Annotated in this window: 19 protein-coding genes and 1 pseudogene; 14 read left to right on the top strand and 6 right to left on the bottom strand. The window is 72.2% G+C overall.

All coding sequences use genetic code 11. The features are described 5' to 3' along the window. Window positions 1-98 precede the first annotated feature (98 nt). The 8 genes and pseudogenes from ACWZEH_RS22210 to ACWZEH_RS22175 all read left to right on the top strand — a co-directional run bounded on the left by ACWZEH_RS22210 (window position 99) and on the right by ACWZEH_RS22175 (window position 7304). Window positions 99-1310, top strand: coding sequence for a pyridoxal phosphate-dependent aminotransferase (locus tag ACWZEH_RS22210; protein WP_456192868.1), 1212 nt, complete (start codon window positions 99-101; stop codon window positions 1308-1310). Between the two features lie 95 nt (window positions 1311-1405). Next, window positions 1406-1828, top strand: a complete 423-nt coding sequence (locus tag ACWZEH_RS22205) for an SCO4983 family protein (protein ID WP_456192867.1) — start codon at window positions 1406-1408, stop codon at window positions 1826-1828. A gap of 139 nt (window positions 1829-1967) precedes the next feature. Then, window positions 1968-2225, top strand: a pseudogene (locus ACWZEH_RS22200) (type II toxin-antitoxin system RelE/ParE family toxin); the annotation flags it as partial. A 136-nt stretch (window positions 2226-2361) separates the two neighbouring features. Next, entirely contained in the window at window positions 2362-2703 is a 342-nt protein-coding gene (locus ACWZEH_RS22195; RefSeq protein WP_456192866.1) for a helix-turn-helix domain-containing protein, read from the top strand. A gap of 153 nt (window positions 2704-2856) precedes the next feature. Beyond that, window positions 2857-3951: a hypothetical protein gene (locus ACWZEH_RS22190; RefSeq protein ID WP_456192865.1), complete on the top strand. Its 1095-nt coding sequence runs from the start codon at window positions 2857-2859 to the stop codon at window positions 3949-3951. Next, the gene (locus tag ACWZEH_RS22185) at window positions 3948-5123 is read left to right on the top strand and encodes a toxic anion resistance protein (RefSeq protein WP_456192864.1); all 1176 of its coding nucleotides are present in this window, start codon (window positions 3948-3950) and stop codon (window positions 5121-5123) included. The genes ACWZEH_RS22190 and ACWZEH_RS22185 overlap by 4 nt, the downstream gene beginning before the upstream one ends. Then, on the top strand, window positions 5120-6715 hold the full coding sequence (locus ACWZEH_RS22180; protein WP_456192863.1) for a vWA domain-containing protein: 1596 nt from the start codon (window positions 5120-5122) through the stop codon (window positions 6713-6715). The genes ACWZEH_RS22185 and ACWZEH_RS22180 overlap by 4 nt, the downstream gene beginning before the upstream one ends. A gap of 4 nt (window positions 6716-6719) precedes the next feature. Continuing rightward, entirely contained in the window at window positions 6720-7304 is a 585-nt protein-coding gene (locus ACWZEH_RS22175) for a hypothetical protein (RefSeq protein WP_456199763.1), read from the top strand. 249 nt (window positions 7305-7553) lie between these two features. On the opposite strand, the gene ACWZEH_RS22170 is transcribed toward ACWZEH_RS22175, so the two are convergent. Next, window positions 7554-9374 (bottom strand): phosphoenolpyruvate carboxykinase (GTP), encoded by a 1821-nt coding sequence (locus tag ACWZEH_RS22170; protein ID WP_456192862.1) that lies wholly within the window; start codon window positions 9372-9374, stop codon window positions 7554-7556. 364 nt (window positions 9375-9738) lie between these two features. Between ACWZEH_RS22170 and trhA the strand changes: the two genes are divergently transcribed. Continuing rightward, entirely contained in the window at window positions 9739-10497 is a 759-nt protein-coding gene (trhA, locus tag ACWZEH_RS22165; RefSeq protein ID WP_456192861.1) for a PAQR family membrane homeostasis protein TrhA, read from the top strand. A gap of 81 nt (window positions 10498-10578) precedes the next feature. Then, window positions 10579-11310 carry a Mut7-C RNAse domain-containing protein gene (locus ACWZEH_RS22160; RefSeq protein ID WP_456192860.1) on the top strand — a complete coding sequence of 244 codons (732 nt, stop codon included), beginning with the start codon at window positions 10579-10581 and terminating at the stop codon, window positions 11308-11310. Window positions 11311-11329: 19 nt separating this feature from the next. Here ACWZEH_RS22160 and ACWZEH_RS22155 read toward each other — a convergent pair whose 3' ends face one another. Then, window positions 11330-13372, bottom strand: a complete 2043-nt coding sequence (locus ACWZEH_RS22155; protein WP_456192859.1) for a thioredoxin domain-containing protein — start codon at window positions 13370-13372, stop codon at window positions 11330-11332. 282 nt (window positions 13373-13654) lie between these two features. On the opposite strand from ACWZEH_RS22155, the gene ACWZEH_RS22150 reads away from it, so the two are divergent. Next, window positions 13655-16873: a tetratricopeptide repeat protein gene (locus ACWZEH_RS22150; protein ID WP_456192858.1), complete on the top strand. Its 3219-nt coding sequence runs from the start codon at window positions 13655-13657 to the stop codon at window positions 16871-16873. Between the two features lie 358 nt (window positions 16874-17231). Here ACWZEH_RS22150 and ACWZEH_RS22145 read toward each other — a convergent pair whose 3' ends face one another. Together ACWZEH_RS22145 and mca are read right to left on the bottom strand one after the other, a co-directional pair. Beyond that, complete coding sequence (locus tag ACWZEH_RS22145) at window positions 17232-17489, bottom strand: hypothetical protein (RefSeq protein WP_456192857.1); 258 nt, start codon at window positions 17487-17489, stop codon at window positions 17232-17234. Continuing rightward, complete coding sequence (mca, locus tag ACWZEH_RS22140) at window positions 17482-18363, bottom strand: mycothiol conjugate amidase Mca (RefSeq protein WP_456192856.1); 882 nt, start codon at window positions 18361-18363, stop codon at window positions 17482-17484. Before mca ends, ACWZEH_RS22145 begins: the two co-directional genes overlap by 8 nt. Before the next feature lie 227 nt (window positions 18364-18590). On the opposite strand from mca, the gene ACWZEH_RS22135 reads away from it, so the two are divergent. Together ACWZEH_RS22135 and greA are read left to right on the top strand one after the other, a co-directional pair. After that, a complete protein-coding gene (locus ACWZEH_RS22135; protein ID WP_456192855.1) occupies window positions 18591-18989 on the top strand; it encodes a DUF4307 domain-containing protein in 399 nt (132 codons plus the stop codon). A gap of 182 nt (window positions 18990-19171) precedes the next feature. After that, window positions 19172-19669, top strand: a complete 498-nt coding sequence (gene greA, locus ACWZEH_RS22130) for a transcription elongation factor GreA (RefSeq protein WP_456192854.1) — start codon at window positions 19172-19174, stop codon at window positions 19667-19669. Between the two features lie 163 nt (window positions 19670-19832). On the opposite strand, the gene ilvA is transcribed toward greA, so the two are convergent. Continuing rightward, entirely contained in the window at window positions 19833-21062 is a 1230-nt protein-coding gene (gene ilvA / locus ACWZEH_RS22125; protein WP_456192853.1) for a threonine ammonia-lyase, read from the bottom strand. 161 nt (window positions 21063-21223) lie between these two features. Between ilvA and ACWZEH_RS22120 the strand changes: the two genes are divergently transcribed. Further along, entirely contained in the window at window positions 21224-21730 is a 507-nt protein-coding gene (locus ACWZEH_RS22120; RefSeq protein WP_456199761.1) for a MarR family winged helix-turn-helix transcriptional regulator, read from the top strand. A 399-nt stretch (window positions 21731-22129) separates the two neighbouring features. Here ACWZEH_RS22120 and ACWZEH_RS22115 read toward each other — a convergent pair whose 3' ends face one another. Further along, window positions 22130-23287 (bottom strand): cystathionine gamma-synthase, encoded by a 1158-nt coding sequence (locus ACWZEH_RS22115; protein ID WP_456192852.1) that lies wholly within the window; start codon window positions 23285-23287, stop codon window positions 22130-22132. Window positions 23288-23362 lie beyond the last annotated feature (75 nt).

Raw genomic sequence — 23362 nt, 5'->3', positions numbered from 1 at the left:
GCTCCGTCACAAACGATCGGACATTCCACGCCAAGCGACACGTCTCACGTGGCGGATAACACGCCGCAAACGGCATTACCGGGCCGTAAGCTCCCACCATGCAGGTGATCCAGTCGACCAAGCTCGCCAACGTCTGTTACGAGATCCGGGGCCCGGTGCTCGAGGAGGCGATGCGACTGGAGGCAGCAGGGCACCGCATCGTCAAGCTCAACACCGGCAACCCGGCCGCGTTCGGGTTCGAGTGCCCGCCCGAGATCCTGGAGGACGTCCTCCGCAACGTGTCGTCGGCACACGGCTACGGCGACGCGAAGGGGCTGCTGGCCGCGCGCCGGGCGGTCGTGATGCACAACCAGACCCTCGGCATAGAGACCGACGTCGAGCACGTCTTCATCGGCAACGGCGTCTCCGAGCTGATCGTGATGGCGATGCAGGCCCTGCTCGACGACGGGGACGAGGTGCTCGTCCCGTCGCCGGACTACCCGCTGTGGACGGCGGCCGTCTCCCTGTCCGGCGGTACGGCGGTGCACTACCGGTGCGACGAGCAGTCCGACTGGATGCCGGACCTCGCCGACCTGGAGCGCAAGGTCACCGACCGCACCAAGGCGATCGTCATCATCAACCCGAACAACCCGACCGGCGCGGTCTACGACGAGGCGATGGTCAAGGGCCTGACCGACATCGCCCGCCGGCACAACCTGCTGGTCTGCTCGGACGAGATCTACGACAAGATCCTCTACGACGACGCCACGCACACCCCCACCGCCTCGATCGCCCCCGACCTGCTCACCCTCACCTTCAACGGCATGTCGAAGGCGTACCGGGTGGCCGGATACCGGGTCGGCTGGATGGCGATCTCCGGGCCCCGCGCACACGCCGACTCCTACATCGAGGGCCTGACGATCCTGGCGAACATGCGCCTGTGCGCGAACATGCCGGGCCAGCACGGCGTGGTCGCCGCGCTCAGCGGACGCCAGACGATCAACGACCTGGTGCTGCCGGGCGGCCGGCTGCGCGAGCAGCGGGACACGGCCTACGAGCTGCTGACCCAGATCCCGGGCGTGACCTGCGTGAAACCGAAGGGGGCGCTCTACCTCTTCCCGCGGCTCGACCCCGCGGTCTTCAAGGTCAAGGACGACCGGCAGATGGTCCTCGACCTGCTGCGCAGCGAGAAGATCATGGTCGTGCACGGCACGGGCTTCAACTGGACGGAGCCCGACCACTTCCGGGTGGTGACCCTGCCGTCGGCCGACGACCTGCGGGACGCGATGGGCCGGATCGCCCGCTTCCTGGACGGTTACTGCCAGGTCTGACTCTGCGTGCCCCCTTCGTCCGGTTCTGTCAACGGCTCAACTTTAGACGAATTCCAAGCTAGGATGGTTTCCTGATAGCACTCAGGAGGCCATCCATGTACGAACCGATCCGCACCAAGTCGGTCCACCGCACGATGGCCGGCGCTCCTCACGACTTCCCCGGCCGCTCCCGCGAGGAAGAGCTGGACATCCAGCTCGCGGGCCATCTCGAGGCACTGCTCGCCGTCACCGACGAGCTGCGCGCCGTGGCACCCTCGGCCGATCTGGACACGGCGGCCGAGCGGCTCGTCGAGCAGGTGACCCGCCTGCGGGGAGGAAGTGAGCCGGCCCGCGCGTCGGCGACCACGAGCGGGAGCGCGCCCCGCGTCACCGCCCTGCACCGACAGGCGCACGCCCTCGCGGGCCGCGCCCTGGTCGTCGCCGCCTCCCGCGCCGACACGGTGGCCGCCATCCTGGCCGCCGAGCGGATGGACGCGCACACCGCGGCCCTCGCGCCGCGCGAGCTCGCGTCCCACTGAGCCCCACCCTGGGCTCTCCCCCTACGGCCCCGGTCCGCGTGCACCCACAGCGACGCGCGGACCGGGCGCCACGCAGGCGCCGAGGAGCGGGGTGCCGAACGAAGCCGCGTGGGACCACCTCGAACATGTCGTAAACGACATGTGGCTTTGTGGCGTGGACGCGCTCTTCGCCATCGAGCTCGAACCCGAGGTGCGGGACTGGCTGGAATGTCTGCCGGTCGAACACTTCCTCAAGACCGACGAATACGTCGGCCTGCTCGCGGAACACGCCGGCACCCTTGGCGAGCCCTGTGCCCGCCGTCTCGGCGACGGAGTCCGGGAGCTGCGCCCGGCCCTCGACGGTGCTGCCATACGCCTGACGTACCGGCCGGCCCCGAACCGCACCGCGGTCCTGCCGACCGTCTTCCGCGATACGAGAACGCGCGAGGACACCGAGGCCGCCCGGGCCGAACCCGCACAGAAGACCTGCGAGGCGGAGCACGGACCAGCACACGAGGAGTTCATCCGCGTCATCGGGAAAGGAGAGGCGAGCGATGAGCCACAGTCGCTGGAAGACGCTGCGCGAACGGAAGCCCGAAGAGGGTCCGACCGAACCGGAGGACGTGGCCGAGGCGCGCCGCGAGATCCGCCTCTCCATGGCCCTGGCGAAAGCCGTGTACGACCGGCGCGCCGAACTCGGGCTCACCCGGACCGAGCTGGCCGACCGCGCGGGTCTCACCCAGGCGAAGATCTCCCGGATCGAAGGCTTTGACACCGTCCCCACACTGCCGCTCCTCGCCAGGCCGGCCAAGGCCCTGGACGCGGCACTGAACATCGCCCTCGACGGCAGCGACACCCGGGTGGCCTTCACCGCGCACCGCCCCGACGCGGCCTGAGCCGTCGAAGGGAGCAGACGGCCGTGGCGGCAGGAGGGCTCCCGGCCCCCTGGTCCGGAGTGGCCGGTTCCTGTTGCATACCGGTATCGCAAGGACACTCCCCGTTCACCCCGGCCACCCGGGAACGACGGGTTCCGGCGGCACGCTCCGGGTGTGAGACGTATCGCGGGAATCGTCCTCGCGGTCCTGCTGATCGGTGGCGTGGTGGCCGCCGTCGTAGCGGGCCGGGAGAGTGACGGGACGGGCACGGCAACGAAGACCGTGCGCATGGTCGTCGGGTCGGAGAAGGCCGAGTTCTTCGCCGATCCCGACGTGGTGAGGGCCCTCGCCGCCAAGGGCTACACCGTCGAGGCCGAGACCTCCGGGTCCTGGGCCATGGAAGGGCTGGACCTGGCGGGGTACGACCTCGCCTTCCCGTCCAGCCGGGCGCCGGCCGTCGAGATCGCGGCCAAGCACAAGGTGCGGGGCACGCTGCCCCGTCCGTTCTACTCGCCGCTCGTCGTCGTGGCCCACAGCGGGGCCGCCGGAGTGCTCGCCGGGAACGGGCTGGCCACACTGGACGGACAGAGCCGGGGCACCCTGGAGATGGGCGCCTATCTGGAGGCCGCCGAGGCCGACCGTACCTGGCAGGAGATGAGGGGCGCGGACGAGTACGGGGAGCTGACCGGCACCCTGTACATCTCCAGCACCGACCCAGAGACCTCCAACTCGGGCGCCCTCTACCTGGCCGCCGCCTCCTACGTGGCCAACGGCGGCAAGGTCGTCGCGAGCGACGCCGAGGTGGGGCGCGCGGCACCCCTGATGCGCAAGCTGGTCAGCGTGCAGGGTGCGCAACAGGCAAGCTCCGACGCCGTCTTCCGGGACTTCGTCAGCGGCGCGGGCAACCCGCTCGTCCTCGTCTACGAGTCCCAGGTGGCCGCCCTCCTCGGTGAGCAGCGAAATCCCGACGACCTGGTCGTCCTGTACCCGGACACCACGGTCAACAGCGACCACACCGTCGTCCCGCTCACCGACGACGGCAAGGGCCTGGCCGAACTCCTCGGCACCGACCCGGCACTGCGCGAGCTGGCGGTGCGGCACGGGTTCCGGCCGCAGGGCGACCTCTCCGAGTTCGAGGCGGCCACCGCGCAGCGCACCACGTATCTCAAACAGGAACTGACCGGCGTCCGTCAGGCCCCCGTGCCCACCTCCGCGGTGCTGCGCGAACTGGCGCGACGGGCGCACGGACAAGGGGGAACGAGCACGTGACGAACACCGGAGGGGACTTCACCCTCACACCGCCCGAGGCCGTCACCGCCGTGCCGCGGGAGAAGGCCGGCGGGCTCGTCCCGGTCGAGGACGGCGTCCGCGAGGAGATGGCGGCCAAGGCCGCCGCGTACGTCGAGGGCCTCGCGGCCCTGGACGCCCGCTCGCCCGGGTTCGCCGGCAAGGTCGGCGAGATCACCGCGCTGGGCGCCGACGAGATGCGCACCGCCACCGCGCAGTCCAACCGCATGCTGGAGCGCACCGTCCGCAGCCTGCCCGACAAGGGCGGGGACGCCCGGTCCAAGGTGGCGGGCTCGCTCGTCGAACTGCGGCGCGTGGTCGAGGACCTGGACCCGCGGGACCTGCCGGCGGGCAGGGGACGCAGGTTCCTCTCCCGGCTGCCCGGCGGCAACAAACTGCGCGACCACGTCGCCAGGTACGCCTCCTCGCAGTCCACCCTGAACAGGATCGTGGGCTCGCTGCGCGGCGGACAGGACGAGCTGCGCCGCGACAACGCCTCGTTGCAGACCGAGCGGGTCCGCCTCTGGGAGAGCATGGGCAAGCTCCAGGAGTACGTCGTCCTGACCGAGGCCCTGGACGCGGCCGTCGAGGAACACATCGCGGGAGTGGAGGCGGGCGACCCCGCGCAGGCCGACGCGCTGCGCGCCGACGTCCTCTTCCCGGTCCGGCAGAAGCACCAGGACCTGCTGACCCAGCTCGCGGTCTGTGCGCAGGGCTACCTCGCCATGGACGTCGTACGCCGCAACAACGACGAGCTGATCAAGGGTGTGGACCGGGCGGCCACCACGACCGTGTCGGCGCTGCGGATCTCCGTGATGCTGGCGTCGGCGCTCGAGAACCAGAAGAAGGTCGTCGAGCAGGTCAACGCCCTGCGCGGGACCACCGAGGAACTGATCCGGTCCAACGCGGAGATGCTGGCGACGCAGAGCGGGGAGATCCAGCGCATCGCGGCCGACCCGGCGGTCGGCGTCGAGACGCTGCGGGCCGCGTTCCAGCAGATCTACCGCACCCTCGACGACATCGACACCTACAAGGTGCGGGCGTCGGAGGTGATGGCGGTGACGGTGGAGAGCCTGACCTCCGAACTCCAGAGCGCGAGCACCTACCTGGAGCGCAGCCGGTCGCAGAACTCCCTGGAAGGCGGCATCGGATGAACCACCGGCCGGACGCGACGAGACGTTCGCCGGCCGTGCGGCGCCGCCGCCCGCCGGCCCCCCTGCTCGCCGCCGGGCTCGCGGCCCTCACCCTGCTGACCGCGTGCACGTCCTCCTCCGGCGACGGGGAGCCGGAGGGCAACGAGCCCCGGCCCGGCACCCTGCGGGTCCTCTCGTCCAGCGAACTCAGCGACATGACGCCGGTGTTCGAACAGGTCGAGAAGGACACCGGGGTCACGCTGCGGCCCACCTACATGGGCACCCTGGACGCCGTGGACCTGCTGGCCGAGGGAGAGGCGGACGACCGGTACGACGCCGTGTGGCTGTCCTCCAACGACTATCTGCGGCTGAACCCGGCCGCGGCGAAGAAGGTCGTCTCCCAGACCCCGGTCATGTCCAGTCCGGTCGCGATCGGGGTCAAGGACTCCGTGGTCGAGGAGCTCGGCTGGAAGCCCGCCGAGGTCACCTGGTCCGACATCGACGAGGCGGTCCGAGGCGGGAGGCTCACCTACGGGATGACCGACCCCACCCGCTCCAACTCCGGTTTCTCCACGCTGATATCGGTTGCCTCGGCGCTCTCCGGGGCCCAGTCCGCGCTCACCGACGCGGACGTGGCGAAGGCCCGCCCGAAGCTGAAGGAGTTCTTCCGGGGGCAGCAGCTGACATCGGGTTCGTCGGGCTGGCTGGCGAGCGCGTACGCACGCCGCGGCGACGTCGACGCGCTGCTCAACTACGAGTCCGTCCTCAAGGGGATCGAGGGTCTGACCGTGATCCGTCCGAAGGACGGTGTGGTCACCGCCGACTACCCGTTCTCCTCACTGGCCGCCACCGGCGCCGCCACCCGCGAGGACGTGCGACGGGTGACCGGGGCACTGCGCACGGAATCCGTCCAGCGGCTGATCACCGACCGCACGCTGCGCCGCCCGGTGGTCCCCGGGGTGGAGCCGGCGGCCGGCCTCGACGATGGCCGGCGGCGCGAACTGCCGTTCCCCGGCAGCCTCTCCGTCGCCGAGGGCCTGCTCGACTCGTACCAGAACGAGCTGCGCCGCCCCTCGCGGACGGTGTACGTCCTCGACACCTCCGGCTCGATGGAGGGCGACCGCCTCGACCGGCTGAAGAAGGCCCTCACCGGCCTCACCGGCGACTTCCGTGAGCGGGAGGAGGTCACGCTGATGCCGTTCGGCACGGAGGTGAAGAGCGTGCGCACCCACGTCGTCGGCCCGGACGACCCGGAGAGGGGCCTCGCCGCGATCCGCCGGGACACCGGGCAGCTGTCCGCCTCGGGCGACACCGCGATCTACTCGTCGCTGGAGCAGGCCTACGCCCGTCTCGGCGGCGGCGAGGACACGTTCACGTCCATCGTGCTGATGACGGACGGCGAGAACACCGCGGGCCCCGGCGCCGGGGCGTTCGAGGACTTCTACGCCGGGCTGCCGGACGCGCAGGCCGACATCCCCGTCTTCCCCATCCTCTTCGGCGACTCCGACCGCACCGAACTGGAGGACATCGCCGAACTGACCGGCGGCCGCCTCTTCGACGCCCGGAAGGGCTCGCTGGACGGCGCCTTCGAGGAGATCCGTGGCTACCAGTAGGGCGATGGCGTACCTGGAGTCCCGCAAGAACCTCGTCGGCAGCTCGGGCGGGCTCGTCGGGCTGGTGCTGACGTTCACGGGCGTGGCCGGTGCGTACTGGCCGGTCGTGGTGGCCGGTCTGTACGGTGCGGGCGCGCTGATCGCCCCGCCGGAGCGGCCGGGCCCGCCGGACTTCCCGGACCCGTCCGCGCAGCTCGACGAGGTGCGGGCCGACTTCGAGCGGCTCGAGGCGTATCTCGCCGGCGTCGGCCTGCCGGACGCGGCGGCCGGCCGGCTCGGTGAACTGACCGGGCTGCTGTCCGCGCTGCTCGACCCCGACTGGGCGCCCGAGATCCTCGCCCGGGACCCGGAGGCCGTCCACGCCCTGTCCCGGGCGGTGCGGCAGGACATCCCGGAAGCCGTCGACGCGTTCGTACGGACGCGCTGGTGGACGCGGCTCACACCGGGCCAGGAGCCTGTGGAGCGGCATCTCGAGCACCAGCTCGGCCTGCTCCACGTGGAGGCACGGCGACTGGTCGAGAGCGTGGGCGAGGAGGAGCGGCAACGCCAGCGGACGCTCTCGCAGTACCTGGAGGACCGGTCGAAGTAGTCGGCTTCGGCCCGATGGGTGGTCGGCGGTGATCCGGTCCCCAGGGCGAAGGCCCGTCGCCGCCCGTTCCCGTCGGGGCGGACGGGTGGGTGACGACAGGCCCAGGGCCCCCCACGCCGTTGTGCGGGGCCTCGCCGGTCTGTGGTGCGTTCACCGCGGCCGGCCGTGACGATGGTGCTGGTCAGGGCGCGATCGGAGCCTGCCACGGCGTCTTGGGGGTCCTGCGCGCTGGGAGGACCGGTGGTGGGGTCAGCCCAGGCGCCGCACCAGGGCGTGGTACTGGTCCCACAGCTCCTTGGGCGTGTGGTCGCCGAAGGTGTTGAGGTGCTCGGGGACCAGCGCGGCCTCCTCGCGCCACACGTCCTTGTCGACGGTGAGGAGGAAGTCCAGGTCGGACTCGGACAGTCCGAGGCCGTCGGTGTCCAGCGCGCCCTTGGCCGGCAGGACGCCGATCGGGGTCTCGACGCCGTCCGCCGTGCCCGCCAGGCGCTCCACGATCCATTTCAGGACGCGGCTGTTCTCGCCGAAGCCGGGCCAGACGAACGCGCCCTCGTCGTTCTTGCGGAACCAGTTGACGTAGTAGATCTTCGGCAGCCTGGACTGGTCCTTGTCCTTCGCCACGTCGATCCAGTGGCCCATGTAGTCGCCCATGTTGTAGCCGCAGAACGGCAGCATGGCGAACGGGTCGCGGCGCAGTTCGCCGACCTTGCCCTCTGCGGCGGCGGTCTTCTCGGAGGCCACGTTGGCGCCGAGGAAGACGCCGTGGTTCCAGTCGAAGGACTCCGTCACCAGGGGGACGGCGGTGGCGCGGCGCCCGCCGAAGAGGATCGCGGAGATCGGCACACCCCTGGGGTCCTCCCACTCGGGCGCGATGATCGGGCACTGGGCGGCGGGCGTGGTGAAGCGGGCGTTGGGATGGGCGGCCGGGGTGCCCGACTCGGGCGTCCAGTCGTTGCCCCGCCAGTCGGTCAGGTGGGCCGGGGTCTCCTCGGTCATGCCCTCCCACCACACGTCGCCGTCGTCGGTGAGGGCGACGTTGGTGAAGACGGAGTTGCCCCACAGGGTCTTCATCGCGTTCGCGTTGGTGTGCTCGCCGGTGCCGGGCGCGACGCCGAAGAAGCCGGCCTCGGGGTTGATCGCGTAGAGGCGGCCGTCCTCGCCGAACCGCATCCAGGCGATGTCGTCACCGATCGTCTCGACGGTCCAGCCGGAGATCGTGGGCTCCAGCATGGCGAGGTTGGTCTTGCCACAGGCGCTCGGGAAGGCCGCGGCGACGTACCTGGCCTCCCCCTGCGGCGGGGTGAGCTTGAGGATCAGCATGTGCTCGGCGAGCCAGCCCTCGTCGCGGGCCATGACGGAGGCGATGCGCAGGGCGTAGCACTTCTTGCCGAGCAGGGCGTTGCCGCCGTAGCCGGAGCCGTAGGACCAGATCTCGCGGTCCTCGGGGAAGTGCGAGATGTACTTGGTCCGGTTGCAGGGCCAGGGCACGTCCTTCCGGCCGGGCTCCAGGGGGGCGCCGACGGAGTGCACGGCCCTGACGAAGAAGCCGTCGTCGCCGAGCTCGTCCAGGACGTCCTGGCCCATGCGGGTCATGGTGCGCATGGAGACGGCGACGTACGCGGAGTCGGTGATCTCGACACCGATCGCGGACAGCGGCGAGCCGAGGGGGCCCATGCAGAAGGGCACGACGTACATCGTGCGGCCCTTCATGGAGCCGCGGAAGACGCCCTTCTCACCGGTGAGGATCTCCCGCATCTCGCCGGGGGCCTTCCAGTGGTTGGTGGGCCCGGCGTCCTCCTCCTTCTCCGAGCAGATGAAGGTGCGGTCCTCGACCCGGGCGACGTCGCCCGGGTCGGAGGCCGCGTAGTAGGAGTTGGGGCGCTTGACCGGGTCGAGTTTGCGGAACGTGCCCTTGTCGACCAGTTCCTCGCTCAGCCGCTGGTACTCGGCCTCGGAACCGTCGCACCAGACCACGTGGTCCGGCTGGGTGAGCTCGGCGATCTCGTTGACCCAGGAGATGAGTCCCTGGTGGGTGGTGGGGACGCCGGGAGCCGCGATGTCGCGCGCCACGATTGCTCCTAAGTGAGGGTTCTTGGTCTGGAGGGCCCCGTGGGGGCTGCGGCCCGGATGCTTCACGGTGGGATCTTGGGCGCTCATCCGGTGCCGACCGCACTCATTTGATCCTCCGATGCGAGTGCCCATCTGTCCAGGGGGTCTCACATGTGAGCAGAGTGACGATGGCCACGGTTTCCAGGGGGGCCCGCGCGCACGCTGGGTCTCTTTACGTGCACGTTGCGTTCACCGGGTCATCTTTTTACCGGTACGCGCCGCGGGGTGTACCGGCGAGTAGGCCGCGTGAGATTATGGCCACTTCACAGCGGCCGGTCCCCTGGACCGATTCGTAACTTACGGTTCCGTAGGTACGATTGCAGTCATGACAGCGTTCGTCCCCGACGCCTCCGACGCCTCCGACGCCTCCGGCTCACCCAGCTCGTCCGACGCGTCCGCGGGCCGGCCGGCCGAAGGCCGCGGCCCGGTCCCGACCTCCCTCCCGCACCCGGTCAAACCCAAGCTCCGCGGCTGGCTGCACCTGGGCATGTTCCCCGCCGCCCTGGTCGCCGGGCTGGCGCTCGTCGCCTTCGCCGACTCGACCCGGGCCCGCGTCGCCTGCGCGGTCTTCGCGCTGACGGCCTGCCTGCTGTTCGGCGTGAGCGCCCTGTACCACCGGGGCGACTGGAGCCCCCGCATGGACGGCGTGCTCCGCCGCCTCGACCACGCCAACATCTTCCTGATCATCGCCGGCACCTACACGCCGCTCACCATGCTGCTCCTGCCGGAGGCGAAGGGCCGGTGGCTGCTGTGGGGCATCTGGGCGGCGGCCCTCGCCGGGATCGCCTTCCGGGTCTTCTGGGTGGGCGCCCCGCGCTGGCTCTACACCCCGTGCTACATCGCGATGGGCTGGGCCGCCGTCTTCTACCTCCCCGACTTCATGCGCAGCGGCGGCGTCGCCGTCCTGGTCCTGGTGATCGCGGGCGGCGTGCTCTACAGCGCGGGCGGGGTGATCTACGGCCTCAAGAAGCCCAACCCGTCACCGCGCTGGTTCGGCTTCCACGAGGTCTTCCACTCCCTCACCCTGGCCGCCTTCATCGCCCACTACGTGGGCATCTCCCTGGTGGCCTACCAGCACGGATGAGCCGGGGGTGCCCGGGATCCCCGGCCGGGGGCGGCGGGGAAATCCCGGGGCCGCGGGCCGCGCACATGACATCCTGACCCGGTGAACGGTCCCGAGATCCATGTCGAGTTCGCCCCCGACCTGCTCGTCTTCGTCCCCCGGGCACGCACCACCGGCGCCGTGAAGGCCCCGGCCGACGGCGTCTCCACCCTCGGCCACCTCGTCGAGTCCCTCGGCGTCCCGCTGACGGAGGTCGGCGCGCTGCTCGTGGACGGCCGCGAGGTGCCCGTCTCGCACCTCCCGGCCGCGGGCGAGTCGGTCGCCGTCCGCCCCGTCGCCCACCCCCAGCGCGTACCCGGCTCCCCGCTCCGCTTCCTCCTCGACGTCCACCTCGGCACACTGGCCCGCCGGCTGCGGCTGCTGGGCGTGGACACGGCGTACGAGTCGACGGACATCGGGGACCCGGCCCTGGCCGCCCGGTCCGCGGCCGAGAAGCGGGTGATGCTCAGCCGCGACCGCGGGCTGCTGCGCCGCCGGGAACTGTGGGCCGGCGCGTTCGTCTACAGCACCGGACCCGACGAGCAGCTGCCGTACGTCCTGGACCGGTTCCGGCCCGAGCTGCGCCCCTGGACCCGCTGCACAGCCTGCAACGGGCTGCTCCGCGCCGCCACCAAGGACGAGGTCGCCGACCAGCTGAAGAGCGGCACGCACCGCTCGTACGACGTGTTCGCCCAGTGCGGCGACTGCGGCCGCGCCTACTGGCGGGGCGCGCACCACGACCGGCTGGAGGCGATCGTGGAACGCGCGCTGAGCCGGGCCGCCCGGGGGAACTGAGCGGCCCGGTTCCGCTGCTTCAGCCGCCCAGGGCCGCGCTCAGCCGGTCGGGATCGGTCGTCGGCGCGTCGCAGGTGAAGTTGCGGCAGACGTACGCGGTCGGTTCACCGCCCACCAGGGGCCGGTCGGCCAGCAGCGGGAACTCGTCGCTCTCCGGCGTCCCGAGGGCGACCACCGCACCCGGGGCGGTGCCCAGAAGTGCCGTACGGTGCAGGGACGCCGTGGCCGGGTCGTCGAGCGCGGGGCCGACCACCGCGACCTCCCGCGGCCCGTCCAGCGCCGCCTCGGCGACCGCGAGCCCCCAGCCGACGAACCGCGGCACCCGCGGACCGAGCGTCCTCACCACGCCCAACGCCCTTTCCGCGGCGGTTCGGTGCGGCTCGGAGCCGGTCTGCGCCGCGTACCCGAGCAGCGCGCCCGCGGCGGCCGTCCAGCCGGACGGGACGGCGTTGTCGGTCGGGTCCTGCGGACGCCGGATGAGCCGCTCGGCGTCGGACGCCGTGTCGTACAGGGTGCCCGACCCGGGGTCGGCGAAGCGGGCCAGCACATGGTCGAGCAGCAGCCCGGCGAATTCCAGCCACACCCCCTCCCCGGTCACCGAGGCCAGCGCGAGGAAGCCCTCGGCGACATCGGCGTAGTCCTCCAGGACGCCCGCGTTGCCGCCGACACGGCCGTCCTTGCTGGTCCGGGCGATCCGGGCGTGGTCGTCGAGGTGCACGCGGACCAGCAGGTCGGCGGCGGCGACCGCGGCCTCGGTCAGGTCCGGCCGGCCGAAGTAGGCGCCGGTCTCGGCGAGCGCGGCGATCGCCAGTCCGTTCCAGGCGGCGACGACCTTGTCGTCCCTGCCGGGAGCGGGGCGTGCGCCGCGCGCCGCGAGCAGCCGCGCCCTGATCCCGTCGGGGCCGGCGATCCGGCCGGCGTCGAACACCTCGTCCTGCTGGGGCAGTCGGAGTACGGAGGCGCCCTCCTCGAAGGTGCCCTCCTCGGTCACCCCGAAGTACCGCGCGGCGAGCTCGGCGTCCTGCGCTCCGAGCACCTCACGCAGTTGCGCGGGCGTCCAGACGTAGTACGCCCCCTCGACGTGCCGCCCCGTCCCGTCGTCACTGTCGGCATCCAGCGCGGACGCGAACCCGCCCTCGGGCGTGCGCAGTTCGCGCACCATGAAGTCGGCGGTCTCCAGCGCGACCCGGCGCGCGAGCTCCGACCCGGTGGACCGCCAGAGATGGGCGTAGACGCGGCACAGCAGCGCGTTGTCGTAGAGCATCTTCTCGAAGTGCGGCACCACCCAGTCCCGGTCGACGGAGTAGCGGGCGAAGCCGCCGCCGAGCTGGTCGTAGATGCCGCCGCGGGCCATCCGCTCGGCCGTGTCCCCCGCCATCTGGAGGGCGCCCTCGGCGCCGGTGCGGGCGTGGTGCCTGAGCAGGAACTCGATCACCATGGACGGCGGGAACTTCGGCGCCCCGCCGAATCCGCCGCGCTGCGGGTCGTACTCCCTGGTCAGGCCGAGCAGCGCCTGCGCCTGCTGCTCCTCGCCGGGCAGCCGCGCGTCGCCGTAGGAGATCTCCCGCCCCGCCAGGTCCCGCACGATCTTCCCGGCGACCTCGGCGACCTCGTCCCGGCGCTCGTCCCAGGCCTGGTGCACGCCCTGGAGCAGCTGCCGGAAGGACGGCATGCCCTGGCGGGGCTCGGGCGGGAAGTAGGTGCCGAAGTAGAACGGCTCGGCGTCCGGGGTGAGGAACACGGTCATCGGCCAGCCGCCCTGCCCGGTCGCCGCCTGCACGGCCTCCATGTAGACCGCGTCCACGTCGGGGCGCTCCTCCCGGTCCACCTTGACGCTCACGAAGTGCGCGTTCAGGTAGTCGGCGGTCGCCCGGTCCTCGAACGACTCGTGCGCCATGACGTGGCACCAGTGGCAGCTCGCGTACCCGACGCTCAGCAGGACGGGCACGTCGCGCTCGCGCGCCTCGGCGAAGGCTTCGTCCGACCAGGGCCACCAGTCGACGGGGTTGTCGGCGTGCTGGAGGAGGTAGGGGGACGTCTCGTGGGCCAGTCGGTTCGGCATGGTTCCATCCTGCCCCAGTACCGGCACGACACCGCTGTACCCATGCGCCCCGCCGCCGTCCGTGACGCGGATGCCGGCTACGCGGGTGCCCCTCGCACGGACGTCCGTCGCCCGGACGCCCGTCGCCCGGACGTCGCCCCGTCCCCCCTCTCCCCGGGATACGGCGTGCACAGGGCACTCGGGCCACGCATAACCGGCAGGGGTCTCGGGGAGGGGACGGGAGGGACCCGAGGACAGCCGGGCACACCGGGTGCGGACGAGGCCGCCGGAGGGGGACGTGACATGCGGGACAGTCATCGTGCGGACGCCGAGCGGTTGTTGGCACGGGCTGTGGAGGAAGAGGTGCGCCGCTCGGGCGGGCGCACCGACGGAAAGGTGCTGCTGGCCCGGGCACGCGGCGCCCTGGACGCGATGGCGCGGACGGCTGCCGAGGAGTACGAGGCGTACACCCGTGCCCTGGACGAGGCGGCGGCCGGGCAGCTCACTTTCGGCCAGCGGTACGCCCGTGAGGGCGCCGGGACGCCACTGCTCGTGGCCGGGGTGGCCGGGGCGGCGGCCGTGATCGCCGACCTCCTCCTCGGCACCGGGACCGGGACGGCGCTCGGCGCGGGTGTGGCCGTCGGGGTGGCCGGGGCGGCGGCGACCGTGGTGAAGGTCGCGGGCGTGCATGTGCCCGCCGCCCACCACCGGGCCGGCGCGGTGAGCCAGCCGGGCGGGCCCGAGCAGCTGCGGCTGCAGTGGCTGACGGCGCTGGAGGTGCGCGGTGTCCGTCCGTTCCTGGACCAGCAGCGGATGCTGGCCGCGTCCACGGGCCCCCGGCAGAAGGGGCCCCGGCTGCGCGGCGCGGACAAGAGCGCGGCGGCCCGCGGGCGCAACGTGCTCGAGCAGTCGTTCGGGCAACTGCCCGAGCCGGTCGGGGCGTTCGCGGGGCGGCGGCGGGAGATGGCGCAGATCCGGCAGTGGGTGCAGGCCGCGCGCGCGACCACCGAGACCCTGCCGACGGTGGTGGTGCTGTACGGGGCGCCCGGCAGCGGCCGGACCACGCTCGCGGTGCGCGCCACGCACGACCTGAAGGACCACTTCCGCGGCGCCTGTGTGGTCGATCTGCGCGCCGACAGCCCCGGCGAGGCGCCGCTGTCGACCCGGGACGCCCTGCTGCATCTGCTGAACCGGCTGGGGGCGCCACGCGAGCAGCTGCTGTTCCGTGAGAGGACCTCGCCCGACCAGCAGGTCAGGCGGCTGAGCGAGCTGTACCACCAGCATGTGACGGGCATGCCGGTGACGGTCGTCCTCGACGACGCCGCGGACCCGCAGCAGGTCCGCACCCTGCTGCCGGAGCGTTCCGACAGCCTGGTCCTGGTGACCTCCCGCGCGCCGCTCGGCCTGCCCGACGACCTGCCGGCCCGGGTGTACCAGCTGCCGGTGGAGGCGCTGGACCCCGCGGGTTCGGAAGAGCTGCTGTCGTCCGCGGCCCAGGACTCCTGCGAACCGTACGACGCCGAGTCGGCCGACCTCGTCCGGGAGCTGTGCGGCGGGCTGCCGCTGGCGCTGCGGATCGCCGGTTCGTCGCTGGGCGCGCGCTCGCCGCGTGCGCTGGCCTCGGACCTGAGCGGGTACGGCCCGGTCGACCCGGTCGAGCGTGCCCTGTGGCTGCGCTACACCGACCAGCCGGACACGCTGCGGCGGCTGCTGCGCCGGCTGGCGCTGGTGGGCCGGGTCTCGCTGGGCGCCGCCGCGGCGGCCGCGGTGCTCGGCACCGACGAGGCCGAGGCGCGGCGGCACCTGGAGGCGTTGTCCCGGACCGGTCTGATCACCCCGGTGCGGCCGGGCCGCTACCAGCTGCACGACCTCGTGCGCGCCTTCGCGCTGGCCCGTCTCCTGGACGAGGAGGACCCGGCCGAGCGGACGGCGGCGCAGGAGCGGCTGATCGTGAACTACGCCGAGCTGGCCGACTCGGTGCTGCGCCTGGTCGACGGGAACATGTCGACCCGCTCGGACCGCTTCGGCCCGTACGGCTTCACGTCGCTGGACGAGGCGCTGCGCTGGCTGGACGACGAGTCGAGCTTCATCACGGCGGCGCTGCGGCACGCGGAGGGCGTGGACCAAAGGGCGGTGCTGAACCTCCTCGGCGCGCTGTGCGACTACTGCCTGTTGCGCGGCGACCTGTACCGGCTCGGGGAGATCAGCGAGCTGGCGCAGGCCGTGGACGAGGGGCTGCTGGTGCGTTCGGTGCAGTGGCGCACCGGTATCGCGGCACGTCAGCTGGGTGAGCTGGACACGGCGCGGACGACCCTGACCTCGGTGGTCGACCTGTACCGGGAGGCGCATCACGACGCGGGCGTCGCGCGGGCGCTGACCTCGCTGGGCATCACGCTGCACCACCAGGGCAACCTGACGGAGGCGTCGGCGCGGCTGCGGGAGGCGATGGACCTGCAGTCCGCGCCCCGGCTGGCCACCGACCGGGCGTGGACGATGCACGCGCTGGCCGCGGTGGAGCGCGACCGGTCCCGGCTGGCCGAGGCCCTGGACCTGCTCACCGAGTCGCTGGTGCTGCACCGGGCGGGCGAGTCCGTGCACGGCCAGGCGTGGGCGCACTTCCAGCTCGGGCAGCTGCACCTGCGGACGGGCGACGTCCCGCACGCCGAGACGGAACTGCGCACCGCGCTCGAGCTGTACGGCCGTACCCGCGACGCCCGCGGGGAGGCGTGGGCGCTGACCCAGCTGGCGCGGGCCCGGCTGGTCGCCGGGGACGCCTCACCGGCGGTGGAGGACCTGCGGCGGGCCGCCGCCCGGCACCGGGACAACGAGGATGCGCGCGGGGAGGCGTGGACGCTGTACTACCTGGGCCAGGCGCTGGAGGAGACCGGGGACCTGGACCGGGCGGTGCGCGAGCTGGAGCGGTCCCGCACCATGTTCTCCCGGATGCGGGACGTGTACGGGCTGGCCTGTGCCCGGCACCACTCGGCCCGGGTGACCCGCGACCAGCGGGCCGCGCAGACCGGCTCGCTGCGCAACTCCGGCTTCGCCCGTCAGCTGCTGGTCGACGCCCGCGCGGACTTCCAGCGCATCGGGGTGGCCCACGGCGAGGCGTGGACCTGCCTGGAACTGGCGGTCGTCGACGCGGGCAACGCCCGTACGCAGCAGGCGCTGGCCCTGTGCGACGAGGCGGCGGCGCTGTTCGCGTCCTACGGGGACCGGCGCGGGGAGGACTGGGCCCGGTTCCTTCGCTGCACCCTGCTCCCGTACGCGGCCCCCGGCGGTACGGAGGTCGGTACGGCGGTGGCCCAGGAGGAGCTGGCCCAGCTCGGCCGGACCGCGCACGCCGCCCGCGACGACAAGCTGGGCGAGTACGTGGACGCCTACCAGCTGCTGCTGGAGCGGGGGGCGAGCCTGGAGGCGGGCTGGCAGGCCTGGCGCCTGGGCATGGTCCCCAGCCGCCACTCGCGCGAGGTGACGGGGGTGGCCGTGGGGTCGCGGACACAGGGCGGCCCGGTGGGGTGACGCGGAGACCTCTGCGGGCCTGCCGGGCGCCGGCCCGCGGCGGGCGGTGCGCTCCAGAACCTCACGACCGCGTGCGCGCACCGTGCGCGACCGGCACCGGCGGTACCGCCGGTGCCGGTCGCCGGGCGCCTGCCGGGTGTGCGGGGCGAGCCTCGGCGGACGACGCCCTGGAACGATCGCCCGGAGCGGGCCGGCGGGATCCCGGCCAGGGGCCGCGTCGGCCGACGGGGCGGGACGGCCGGCCGGCGGGGCGGGCGCCCGTGTGACACGGGCCACCGTGTGACACGCGCGACCCCGCGGGGCGTCGCCGCCCCGCGTGCCGCCGCGTGGCCCTCCGGATGCCGGAGGGTCACGCGGATCAGTCCTGCTTCTCGCCTGCCGTGTCGGCGGTCGGCTGTCCGGTGTTCCCGGGTTCCGCCGCCCGGGGCCCCGCCTCGGCGAAGTCGACCCGGTTCATGTGCCGGTTCATCGACTTCATCAGACCCCAGACCGCCAGGGCCATCACCGCGAACACGACGAAGCCGAGGACACCGGGGGTGACCTTGTCCTCGTCGAGCTCGGCGAGGGTGACGAGGTGGCTCATTGCCAGGTGTGCGCTTGCGCTCATGTCAGACATTGTCGCGGATGCCCGCGAAGAGGTCGTCCTCGGGGAGGGAGGTATCGACGAGGGACTTCGCCAGCTCGTACTCCTCGGTGGGCCAGACCTCCTTCTGGATGTCCATCGGGATCCGGAACCAGCCGCCGTCGGGGTCGATCTGTGTGGCGTGCGCGATCAGGGCCTTGTCGCGGATCTCGAAGAAGTCCGCGCACGGAACGTACGTGGTGAGGGTGCGCTCCTTGCGCTCGAACTCCGACCAGCGCTTGAGCCAGTCCCCGTACGGCGACTCCAGACCCCGGTCCAGCAGCGCCTGGTGCAGCGTCTCGGTGCGGGGGCGGTTGAAACCCTGGTTGTAGTAGACCTTCAGCGGCTGGAAGGCCGGGCCGAACTCGTCCTCCGGGTAAGCCCCGGTGTCCGCCGCGCCCTCGAAGGCCACCATCGTGACCTTGTGGGTCATGATGTGGTCGGGGTGCGGGTAGCCGCCGTTCTCGTCGTAGGTGGTGATCACCTGGGGACGGAACGCGCGGATCTTCCGCACCAGCTCCCCGGCCGCCGTGTCCACGTCCTGGAGGGCGAAGCAGCCCTCGGGCAGCGGGGGCAGCGGGTCGCCCTCGGGCAGACCGGAGTCGACGAAGCCGAGCCATTCCTGCTTCACCCCGAGGATCTCCCGGGCCTCGTCCATCTCCTTCCTGCGCACCTCGTGGATGTTCTCCTCGATGTACGGATCGCCCTGCAGTCTGGGGTTGAGGATGGAGCCGCGCTCCCCGCCCGTGCAGGTCACGACCAGCACGTCCACCCCCTCGGACACGTACTTCGCCATGGTGGCCGCGCCCTTGCTCGACTCGTCGTCGGGGTGGGCGTGCACGGCCATCAGTCGCAACTGGTCAGTCAAGACTCATTCCTCAAGTCGGCAGGTCGTCAGGCGCCCCGCACACCCGGCACGCGGCCCCGTCGGCGGCCGTCCCGTGGGAGGTGTGTTCCCCGGACGTCCCGGAGGGGTGGCGGTCGGGCGGTGGGCGGAGGGCTTCTATAGTGACCGAAGCCAGGGACGAATAATTCCGGAGTCCGCCTCCGAGCCCTGCCGGAAGTACACGTCCCGTTCCTGCCGAGGAGACGACCATGAGCACGGCGAGCACGCGACCGCCCGAGGGCCGTTACGGCCGCTCCTCGGACGAACGTGCGGACCGCACCCTCAGGATCGTCGGCGCGGGTCTGGCCGCGGTCATGCTCGCCCTGCTGGGCTGGTTCGGTTACCACCACGTCGTTCAGAACGGGATCAGCGGTGAGCTGATCTCGTTCGACGCCTCAAAGACCGGGGTGCGGGTGCGTCTGGAGGTCCACAAGGACGCCGGCGTCGAGGGCTACTGCACGGTGCGGTCCCAGGCCGAGGACGGTGCCGAGGTGGGTCGCGCCGACTTCCGCTTCGGCGGGGGCGACACCCGCGTCGACAAGGTCGTCACGCTGCGCACGACGTCCCCGGGCACCTCGGCCGAGCTCCTCGGCTGCCACGCCGACTGAATCCGGCCGGACCGGTGTTGCGAGCAATACTAAGCCACTGACCTGCTAGAACAGGATTTTGGTGGCTTATGTCCTCCCTCTTCCACCGCTGAATTGTTAGGCTCGTGGTTTCGCCCATCCGTGGAGGAACATCCTTCAAGGAGGGCGAGCTTTGCATTCCCACGTACCTACGAGGAGCACCAGTGACCCAGACCAGCGAGAACGTCACCTGGCTGACCCAGGAGGCGTACAACAAGCTCAAGGACGAGCTTGAGTACCTTACTGGTCCCGCGCGTACGGAGATCTCCGCCAAGATCGCCGCCGCGCGCGAGGAGGGCGACCTGCGGGAGAACGGCGGGTACCACGCGGCCAAGGAGGAGCAGGGCAAGCAGGAGCTCCGCGTGCGGCAGCTCACCCAGCTCCTCGAAAGCGCCAAGGTCGGTGAGGCGCCGGCGGCCGACGGTTCGGTGGCGCCCGGCATGGTCGTCACGATCGCCTTCGACGGCGACGAGGACGACACGCTGACCTTCCTCCTCGCCTCGCGTGAATACGCGAGCGGGGACATCGAGACGTACTCACCGCAGTCCCCGCTGGGCGCCGGGGTCAACGGCCACAAGGTCGGCGAGAACGCGGAGTACGAGCTGCCGAACGGCAGGAAGGCCTCGGTGAAGATCCTCAGGGCCGAGCCGTACGACGGCTGACTCCAGCCGGCTCCAGCCGGCGCGTCCGCACGACCGGGACCCCGCACGCCGGAGCCCCGTATACCGGGACTTTGCACGCGGCGCGTTTCCGACCGGCCCCCGGCAGTCCTCCCCGACGGGGAGGACTGCCGGGGGCCTTGTCGTGCCGTCGGGCGGGCCGAGGTCAGCCGATGACCGTGTAGCCCGCGTCGCGCAGGATCCGGTCGACCTCGGTGCGGTGCGCCGGGCCCTTCGTCTCGAGGTGCACTTCGACCTCCACCTCCGTGAGCCCCAGCCGGGGGTCGGTCCGTACATGGCTCACGTCGAGGACGTTGGCGTCGGCCACCGACAAGGCGCCGAGAAGCGTCGCGAGGGCGCCCGGCCGGTCCGGCAGACGCAGCCGTACGGCCAGGTAGCGGCCCTGCGCGGCCATGCCGTGCCGCAGCACCCGCTCCATCAGCACCGGGTCGACGTTGCCGCCGGACAGCACGGCGACGACCGGCCCTTCGAAGGCGTCGGGACGGCTCAGCAGCGCCGCGACCGGGCTCGCCCCGGCCGGCTCCACGACCAGCTTGGCCCGCTCCAGGCACAGCAGCAGCGCGGCCGACAGCTCGCCCTCAGTGACGGTGCGGACCTCGTCCACCAGCTCGCCGACGATCCCGAACGGCACGTCGCCGGGCCGCCCCACCTTGATGCCGTCGGCCATCGTCGCCGGGTCGCGCACCGACACCGGGTGCCCGGCCGCCAGCGAGGGCGGATACGCGGCCGCGCCCTCCGCCTGCACCCCGATGATCCGTACGTCCGGCCGCAGCGCCTTCACCGCGACCGCGATCCCGGCGGCCAGCCCGCCGCCGCCCATGCCGACGACGATCGTGCGCACCTCCGGACACTGCTCCAGGATCTCCAGGCCCACGGTGCCCTGGCCGGCGATGATGTCGGGGTGGTCGAAGGGATGGATGAGCACGGCACCCGTCTCGGCCGCGTACTCCTCGGCGGCGGCCAGCGCCTCGTCGACCACCTGGCCGTGCAGGCGCACCTCGGCTCCGTACTCCCGGGTGGCGCTGATCTTCGGCAGCGGGGCGCCCTTCGGCATGAACACCGTCGAACCCACCCCGAGCAGGGAGGACGCGAGCGCGACGCCCTGCGCGTGGTTTCCGGCACTCGCGGCGACGACACCGGCGGCGCGCTGCTCCGGCAGCAGTCCGGCGATCCGGACGTACGCGCCGCGCAGCTTGAACGACCCCGTCCGCTGGAGGTTCTCGCACTTCAGGTGCACCGGGGTGCCCACCGCGCGGGACAGGTACCTGCTGCCCTCCATCGCGGTCGTCCGCGCGACGCCCTGGAGCATCTTCCGGGCACCGCGTACGTCGTCGAGGGTGACGGTGCGCAAGGAGTCAGCCGTGCCGTAGCTCATGACTCCAGCATCGCAGTTCACGGGAGACGGGCGACGCGGTGACCAACGGGTGGACCCGGCTTTGCGAAGCGTCGGTACGGCCTGCCCCCGGCCGCGTACCCTGTCCCCCAATTAGCAGCCCTTCACGAAGTGAGCCTCCGGCCATGCCCACAACACCTGACATGTCGATGGACATGACGACCGTCGGTGACCCCGGCCTCCTCGAAAAGCTGCAGCACGAGGTGGCGCTGTTCGCCCGCCGCGCCGAACAGACCCGGCTCGGCGGTGTCGGCCAGGTGCGCAACTCCATGGACCGTGCCGCCTATCTGCTGCTCAACCGCCTGGACAACGAGGGCCCGATGGGGGTCAAGGCGCTCGCCGCGAGCATGGGCATCGACTCGTCGACGGTCACCCGTCAGGTGGCCCCGCTGGTGGACACCGGCCTGGTGAAACGCACCTCGCACCCCGAGGACGGCCGGGCGGTGGTGCTCCAGCTTTCTCCGCGCGGGCAGTCGCGTCTGGAGGAAGTCCGTTCCTCGCGGCGTCAGTTGATGGCCGAACTGACGGAGGACTGGGAGCAGGAGGAGCGCGAGGCGTTCTGCGCGCTCCTCACGCGCTTCAACAGCGCGCTGTCCGCCCGGATGGCGGCACCGGCCCTGCCGGGGCAGGACGAACAGCCGGCCTCCTGAGCTCCCGAGCCGCGTCGTACGGCCCGCCGGGCCCCGTACTCGGCGGGCGCGGGGAGCGCCGCGCGGCATGCGCGGGGGAGGTCTTCGGGGCGGAGCCGCCGTCGGGGGCGGCCCCGCCCGTCGACACGGGCTCCGACGGCGCCCTCGGTGCCTGTCCGGGCCTGTCCGGCGGGGGCGTGCCAAAGACCCGTGCCGGGGTGCGGCACGCACTCCCCCAAGCTCTTCGAGCAGGGGCGCCCCGGCGGCGGCGTCGGTCGCCGATTCCCACGCCCGGCTGCTCTCCCGCGGCAGGCTTCGCCCGATCGGGGCCCCATGCGCGAAAGGGGCCCCGTCGCGCCGACGTCCTCCGCGCCTCGCAGCCGCGCGCATCAGCCACCGCTCGGCCCAGCCGGGCAGGCCTCAGCGGCCGAGCGCCTGCTGGAGGTCCTCGAGCAGGTCGTCGATGTTCTCGATGCCGACGGAGAGGCGGACCAGGTCGGCGGGGACCTCGAGGGCGGAGCCCGCGACGGACGCGTGCGTCATCCGTCCGGGGTGCTCGATCAGCGACTCGACGCCGCCCAGGGACTCGCCGAGCGTGAACACCTCGGCCCGGTTGCAGACCTCGACGGCCGCCTCCTCGCCGCCCTCCACACGGAAGGAGACCATGCCGCCGAAGGACCGCATCTGCTTGGCGGCGACCTCGTGGCCGGGGTGCTCGGGCAGCCCCGGGTAGAGGACGCTCGTCACGCGCGCGTGCCTGCTGAGCATGTCGGCGACCCTGGTGGCGTTCTCGCTGTGCCGGTCCATGCGCACGGAGAGCGTCTTGGCGCCACGCAGCACCAGCCAGGAGTCGAACGGCCCGGCGACCGCGCCCATCGCGTTCTGGTGGTAGGCCAGCTCCTCGCCGAGCTCCGCGTCACCCGTGACCAGGGCACCGCCGACGACGTCCGAGTGGCCGCCCATGTACTTGGTCAGGGAGTGCACGACGACGTCCGCGCCGAGCGCGAGCGGCTGCTGGAGATATGGGGTGGCGAAGGTGTTGTCGACGACGAGGCGGGCGCCCGCGTCCCGGGCGACCTGGGCGACGGCGGCGATGTCGGTGATGCCGAGCAGCGGGTTGGAGGGGGTCTCCACCCATACCGCCCTGGTCTTCGGGGTGAGGGCGGCCCGGACGGCGGCCGGGTCGCTGGTGTCGGCCACCGACCACTCCACGCCCCAGCGGGCGACGACCTTGGCGAACAGGCGGAACGTGCCGCCGTACGCGTCGTTCGGGATCACCACGTGGTCGCCGGGGGTGAGCAGCGTACGCAGCAGGCAGTCCTCGGCCGCCAGCCCGGACGCGAACGCGAGGCCGCGGCGGCCGCCCTCCAGGGCCGCGAGGTTCTCCTCCAGCGCGGTCCTGGTCGGGTTGGCGCTGCGGCTGTACTCGTAGCCGCCGCGCAGACCGCCGACACCGTCCTGCTTGTACGTGGACACCTGGTAGATCGGCGGGACGACCGCGCCCGTCAGGGCGTCGGCCGTGTTGCCCGCGTGGATCGCGAGCGTCTCGAAGTGCTGGCTGATGTGCGTGTCGCTCATGTGCACCGAGGGTAGTCCGCCCGCGCCCCCGATGCCGGAAGTCCGGTTGTCCACAGGTCCGGCACCACGTTGGCC

Source organism: Streptomyces yamdrokensis, assembly GCF_053890455.1.
The sequence above is the reverse complement of the archived record's forward strand: the minus strand, read 5'-3'. Positions and strand labels throughout refer to the sequence as shown.

Bases quoted from the DNA above. Each gene is read 5' to 3' on its own strand.
- ACWZEH_RS22210 (WP_456192868.1), top strand. From the start codon at position 99: ATGCAGGTGATCCAGTCGACCAAGCTCGCCAACGTCTGTTACGAGATC.
- ACWZEH_RS22205 (WP_456192867.1), top strand. From the start codon at position 1,406: ATGTACGAACCGATCCGCACCAAGTCGGTCCACCGCACGATGGCCGGC.
- ACWZEH_RS22195 (WP_456192866.1), top strand. From the start codon at position 2,362: ATGAGCCACAGTCGCTGGAAGACGCTGCGCGAACGGAAGCCCGAAGAG.
- ACWZEH_RS22180 (WP_456192863.1), top strand. From the start codon at position 5,120: ATGAACCACCGGCCGGACGCGACGAGACGTTCGCCGGCCGTGCGGCGC.
- ACWZEH_RS22175 (WP_456199763.1), top strand. From the start codon at position 6,720: ATGGCGTACCTGGAGTCCCGCAAGAACCTCGTCGGCAGCTCGGGCGGG.
- trhA (WP_456192861.1), top strand. From the start codon at position 9,739: ATGACAGCGTTCGTCCCCGACGCCTCCGACGCCTCCGACGCCTCCGGC.
- ACWZEH_RS22155 (WP_456192859.1), bottom strand. From the start codon at position 13,372: ATGCCGAACCGACTGGCCCACGAGACGTCCCCCTACCTCCTCCAGCAC.
- ACWZEH_RS22150 (WP_456192858.1), top strand. From the start codon at position 13,655: ATGCGGGACAGTCATCGTGCGGACGCCGAGCGGTTGTTGGCACGGGCT.
- ACWZEH_RS22145 (WP_456192857.1), bottom strand. From the start codon at position 17,489: ATGTCTGACATGAGCGCAAGCGCACACCTGGCAATGAGCCACCTCGTC.
- ACWZEH_RS22135 (WP_456192855.1), top strand. From the start codon at position 18,591: ATGAGCACGGCGAGCACGCGACCGCCCGAGGGCCGTTACGGCCGCTCC.
- ilvA (WP_456192853.1), bottom strand. From the start codon at position 21,062: ATGAGCTACGGCACGGCTGACTCCTTGCGCACCGTCACCCTCGACGAC.
- ACWZEH_RS22120 (WP_456199761.1), top strand. From the start codon at position 21,224: ATGTCGATGGACATGACGACCGTCGGTGACCCCGGCCTCCTCGAAAAG.
- ACWZEH_RS22115 (WP_456192852.1), bottom strand. From the start codon at position 23,287: ATGAGCGACACGCACATCAGCCAGCACTTCGAGACGCTCGCGATCCAC.